Origin of the sequence: Pinirhizobacter sp. (assembly GCF_035317885.1) — a bacterium.
Lineage (GTDB): Bacteria > Pseudomonadota > Gammaproteobacteria > Xanthomonadales > Rhodanobacteraceae > Pinirhizobacter.
Genome location: NZ_DATHFX010000273.1, coordinates 1 through 4,384, shown reverse-complemented (window position 1 = coordinate 4,384; position 4,384 = coordinate 1). Strand labels below are relative to the sequence as shown.

Annotated in this window: 4 protein-coding genes and 1 pseudogene; 2 read left to right on the top strand and 3 right to left on the bottom strand. The window is 67.1% G+C overall.

The window, feature by feature from the left end:
• The 3 genes and pseudogenes from VK519_RS08875 to VK519_RS08865 all read right to left on the bottom strand — a co-directional run.
• Window positions 1–221, bottom strand: a pseudogene (locus tag VK519_RS08875) (hypothetical protein); the annotation flags it as partial.
• Window positions 222–409: 188 nt separating this feature from the next.
• Window positions 410–1,354: an oxygenase MpaB family protein gene (locus tag VK519_RS08870; protein WP_324349131.1), complete on the bottom strand. Its 945-nt coding sequence runs from the start codon at window positions 1,352–1,354 to the stop codon at window positions 410–412.
• 8 nt (window positions 1,355–1,362) lie between these two features.
• Window positions 1,363–2,325 carry a CorA family divalent cation transporter gene (locus VK519_RS08865; protein ID WP_324349129.1) on the bottom strand — a complete coding sequence of 321 codons (963 nt, stop codon included), beginning with the start codon at window positions 2,323–2,325 and terminating at the stop codon, window positions 1,363–1,365.
• Window positions 2,326–2,462: 137 nt separating this feature from the next.
• Here VK519_RS08865 and VK519_RS08860 point away from each other — a divergent pair, with 137 nt between their 5' ends.
• Both VK519_RS08860 and VK519_RS08855 read left to right on the top strand, forming a co-directional pair.
• Window positions 2,463–2,747 carry a GNAT family N-acetyltransferase gene (locus VK519_RS08860; protein WP_324349127.1) on the top strand — a complete coding sequence of 95 codons (285 nt, stop codon included), beginning with the start codon at window positions 2,463–2,465 and terminating at the stop codon, window positions 2,745–2,747.
• A 66-nt stretch (window positions 2,748–2,813) separates the two neighbouring features.
• Window positions 2,814–4,384 (top strand): S9 family peptidase (locus VK519_RS08855; protein ID WP_324349125.1); only part of this gene is annotated, 1,571 nt, incomplete at its 3' end.

Here is a 4,384-nt window from a genome sequence, read left to right as displayed (position 1 = left end):
TTGTTGTGTTCATCGGGCACGCACAGGGCGATCATTTCCAGTGCGTTGTCGGTTTCGTCGGTGCGCTTGCACAGCGCCACCGAGGTTGCTTCAACCAGTTCGGCTAGTGACAGCACCAGGCTGTGGTCCAGTGCATCGATGTCGCGGTGCACGGTGAATTCGGCCACCGAATCCAGTAGCCGCGCTTGCGGCAGGCCGCCGGGCAGGGCTTGCCAGGGCACGCGCATCATCCCTTCCCCGAGCGGGCGCGGCAGGGCGCCGCCGCCGTGGCGTCGCCGAAAAAGCGTGTTTGGACGATGGAATACATCCTCGTGCTTCCTCCCCGCCGACATGCGCGCCGATGGGCCTACCGCGTGGGATGTCGATGTGGCACCCCTTGGCGAGGCTATCGGCCCTTCTGGCGCGAACTTTAACTCCTTGTTTCCTGTAAGGCCGGCGGCCAATGGTCGAGCAGTAGCGGCGACCGGCCCACGCGTCGGCACGAACGCGCAGCCACCCCTTCGGAGAGCGCACCGCGGAACACCGGGGCCAGGCCTCGCAGGGCCGCCGCGGCTACCTGCGCCTCGGCCCGCTGGCGCGGGGACCGTCCGAGCATTTCGACGGCCCAGGCGGGCAGCAGGGCGGCGCCTGCGCCCAGGAACAGCTCCCGCGAAAGCCCGGCCATGGGCACCGGCAGTTCGATCGCGGCAAGCACGGTGAGCACTTCCCGCGACCGTTCGTCAAAACGCAGGTCCGGCTGCCGCTCGGCGAAATAGGCCTCCACCGCGGCCTCGGAGCTGGGTACGCCGCGCGCGCCCAGTGCCTCGGCCACGCGCCGTGTTTCGTCGTAGTAGCGGTCGGCGATGCCGGCGGCCAGGTCGTGGCGGCGGTAGCGCCGGTAGCCGGCCAGGAAACTGTACATTTCCGTGACGTGTACCCAGGTGAGCAGATCCGGGTCATCAGCCGCGTACGCCATGCCGTCGGCGGTGATCCCGCGTACTTTGCCGTGGATGGCCCTGACCCGATCCACCAGCTGGTAGGCAGCCATGGTGGGCGCATAGGTCGTGCCGCCAACGAAAGCCGTGGTCCGCCGCAACCGGCCGATAAGGTCGGTGCGGAAGTTGGAGTGGTCCCAGACCCCGGCCAGCGCCTTGGGATGCAGCGTTTGCAGCATCAGGGCACACAGGCCGCCGGAGAGCATCCCGGCGAAGTCGCCGTGGATGCGCCAGGTGACGCTGTCGGGCCCGAACAGGCCGGCGTCGCCCTCGGGATGGTCGTAGTCGATGCCAGCCTTCGGGTCACGAGGAAAGGCCTTCAGCACCCACCGGCGCACGGCGCCACGGGCGGGAGCGACGAGCGCGTCGCGCAGGGTCATGGCGTGGGCTAGTCGTCGGCCAGCCAGCCGCGCCAACGGAACCACAGCACGGGCAGGATGATCGATACGATGATGGCCGCCAGCGCCAGCGGATAGCCGTAGGTCCAGTCCAGTTCCGGCATGTTCTTGAAATTCATGCCCCAGATGCCGGCCAGCAGGATCGGTGGCACGGTGGCCACCGAGACCACGGTGAGCACCTTCATCACGTGGTTCTGGTCGGTGTTGATGAACCCCAGGCTCGCGTCCAGCAGGAATTGCAGTTTGTTGGTGAGCTGGTCGTCGAATTCGTCCAGCGTGCGAAGGTCGTGGTCGACCACGCGCAGCCGGCCCTGCTCATCGCCATCGGCCCACGCCGGCTCCTTGGCGCGGACGAAACTGACGATGCGCTGGATGCTCAACAGCGATGTTCGCGTGCGGGTCTGGATGCTTTCCAGGCGGCCCACTTCCAGCATGCAGCGGCGCAGGACTACCGTGCCCAGGCGGTGGGTGGTAAACACGCGGGACGACAGTTTGCGCAAGTCGCCGGCCACTTCCTGCATGCGTTCGGCGGCGAGATCCACGATGGATTCGACCAGGGTGGTGAACACGTCGCCGCTGCCGTCGAAGGGTTTTTCCCGCGCGCCCTCCTGGCAGCGGTCGAAGGCGCGCGACTGGGCGAAGCGGACGGTGACGATGGCTTCGCTTCCCACCACGATACCCATCGGCGTGGCGGGTTTGTCATCGTGCTCGGCGGCGAAGTAAGGGACGCTCAATTCCAGCGAGTCGGAACCTGCGCGGTGGCGGCTGCTCAAGGTAAGGCCGTTGAGATCGTCGCGCTCGGGTACCACCAGGCCGCTGGCTTTGATCGCCGCCCTGCGTTCGTCGTCGGTGGGATCGATCAGGTCGAACCACAGGGCGTTGTCGCCTATCACGGCGCCTGGCTGCCAGGCCTGGGCGGGTTGTTTCTGTCGGCTGTAGTGCACGATAAGCATGAGAAGAGCCGCCGGTGGCGAGGGACCGGCCTATGCTGGCGACGCTGCCGTCAACTGTCCAGCCATGGCGACTCGTCGCGGAGAGGCCTTCACGCTACGCTTTGAAGCATCCACGAAACGCGAACGAGGCCAGGCCCATGGATACACCGGCGATCAACGTCATCCACAAACGCCGCGAACAGGTCTTCGAAGCGGTGGTGGACGGGGAGCACTGTCTGCTGGACTACCAGTTGTCGGGAAACATCATGACCATCAACCACACCGGCGTGCCCAGCGTGGTCGGTGGCCGGGGCATCGCAGGGGCCTTGACGCTCGCTGCTTTCCAGGCCGCGCGCAGCGAAGGCTGGAAAGTGAAGCCCGCCTGCAGCTATGCGGCCGGCTGGCTGCAGCGGCACCCGGAGTTCGCCGACCTCCAGGCCTGATGCCACGCGCCGCGGAGCACGCAATCTGCTAGCTTCGGCGGGTCCACTGATGGGGAATTGCCGACGATGACCTACCGAGCCGCGCCCGCCTGGGGCCTCGCTTTCGCCATGGCCCTGGTTTCGTGCCAGGCATATGCCGCCGACGCCACGCCCGATCCGCGCATCAGTGCGGTGTTGAAGTCGCTGGGGCAGGTGCAAGCCATTCGTTCCACCGCCATTTCGCCTGACGGCAAGCACCTGGCCTATGTGACCGAGATCAACGACAAGCCGGCCCTGAAGGTGGCCGACATCGACGGTCGTAACGCCAAGGCGGTAGGCACGGCCAAGCCCGGCAGCTGTCAGCAATCCGATCCGAGCTGGTCGCCCGACTCCGCGCAACTGGCCTTCCTGTCCGATTGCGTTGGCAGCAAGGGGACCGACGGCAAGCCCGCCACCCGCGACATCTTCGTAAGCGGCGGCGCAGGCTCCCAGGCACCCCGCCAGCTGTCCCACCTGGCGGGACTGGCCAGCGACCTGGGCTGGCTTGCCGACGGCAAGTCGATCACTTTCCTGTACGTGCCCGGCGCCACGCGCGAGGCCAGTGCGCTGGCCGCGACCAAGCCGCCGTCGGGCGAGATCGGCGTCGACGACATTGAAGTGCAGCACGTGGCCGAAGTGGACGCCGCCACCGGCGCGCTGTCGGTGCTCACACCCGACGCCTTGCACGTCTACGAGTACGCCTTCGACGCGAAGGGCGCACGCCTGGCCTATGTCGCCGCGCAGCCGCCGGGCGACAACAACTGGTGGATTGCCCAGCTCTATGTCCAGGAGGCCCGCGCCGGCGCCAGCCCCACGAGCATCGTCGACACCGCCAAGGTGTCCGGCGATCTGAAGGGCTTGCAGCTGGCCGTGCCGCGGTTTTCCCTCGATGGCTCGGAGGTTGCCTTCATTGGCGGCCTGATGAGCGACCAGGGAGCCACCGGCGGTGACATCTACCTGGTGCCCAGCACCGGTGGCGAACCGCGCAACCTCACGCCCCATGCAACGACCACCGCTGCCTGGATCGAATGGACCGCGCCCGGCCGTTTGACGGTAGCCGAGATCACCGGCGGCGGCAGCCGCCTGGTCGATTACCCCGTGCAGGCGGGTGCGCTGGGCCAGCCGACGACGCTTTACCAGGCACAGGCGTATATCGGCGATGGTCGCCAGGAAATGTCCATCGCCTTCGATGGCGCCGGCCGCACGGCCACCTTCGTGCAGTCCACCTTCTCACAGGCGCCGGAGGTGTATGTCGCCCATATGGGTGCCGACCGGCGTTTTGCCGGGGCGCCTACCGCCGTGACCTCGATCAATGCGGGGCTTAAGCCTGCCTGGGGCAAGGCCGAATCCGTTGAATGGGAGAACGAAGGCCACAAGGTGCAGGGCTGGCTGCTGTTTCCTGCAGGGTTCGACAAGAACAAGCACTACCCCATGATCGTCTCGGTGCACGGCGGCCCGAGCAGCGCTGTCACGCCGCGCTGGCCCGGGGTCGGTTTCGGCCCGGCGCCGCTCTCGGCCCTGGGCTACTTCGTGCTGATGCCCAACCCCCGCGGCAGCTATGGCCAGGGTGAGGCCTTCGTCAAGGCCAATCGCAAGGACTTCGGCTACGGCGACTTGCG

Coding starts and splice junctions, on each gene's coding strand:
- VK519_RS08860 (WP_324349127.1), top strand. CDS start 2,463: ATGGATACACCGGCGATCAACGTCATCCACAAACGCCGCGAACAGGTC.
- VK519_RS08870 (WP_324349131.1), bottom strand. CDS start 1,354: ATGACCCTGCGCGACGCGCTCGTCGCTCCCGCCCGTGGCGCCGTGCGC.
- VK519_RS08865 (WP_324349129.1), bottom strand. CDS start 2,325: ATGCTTATCGTGCACTACAGCCGACAGAAACAACCCGCCCAGGCCTGG.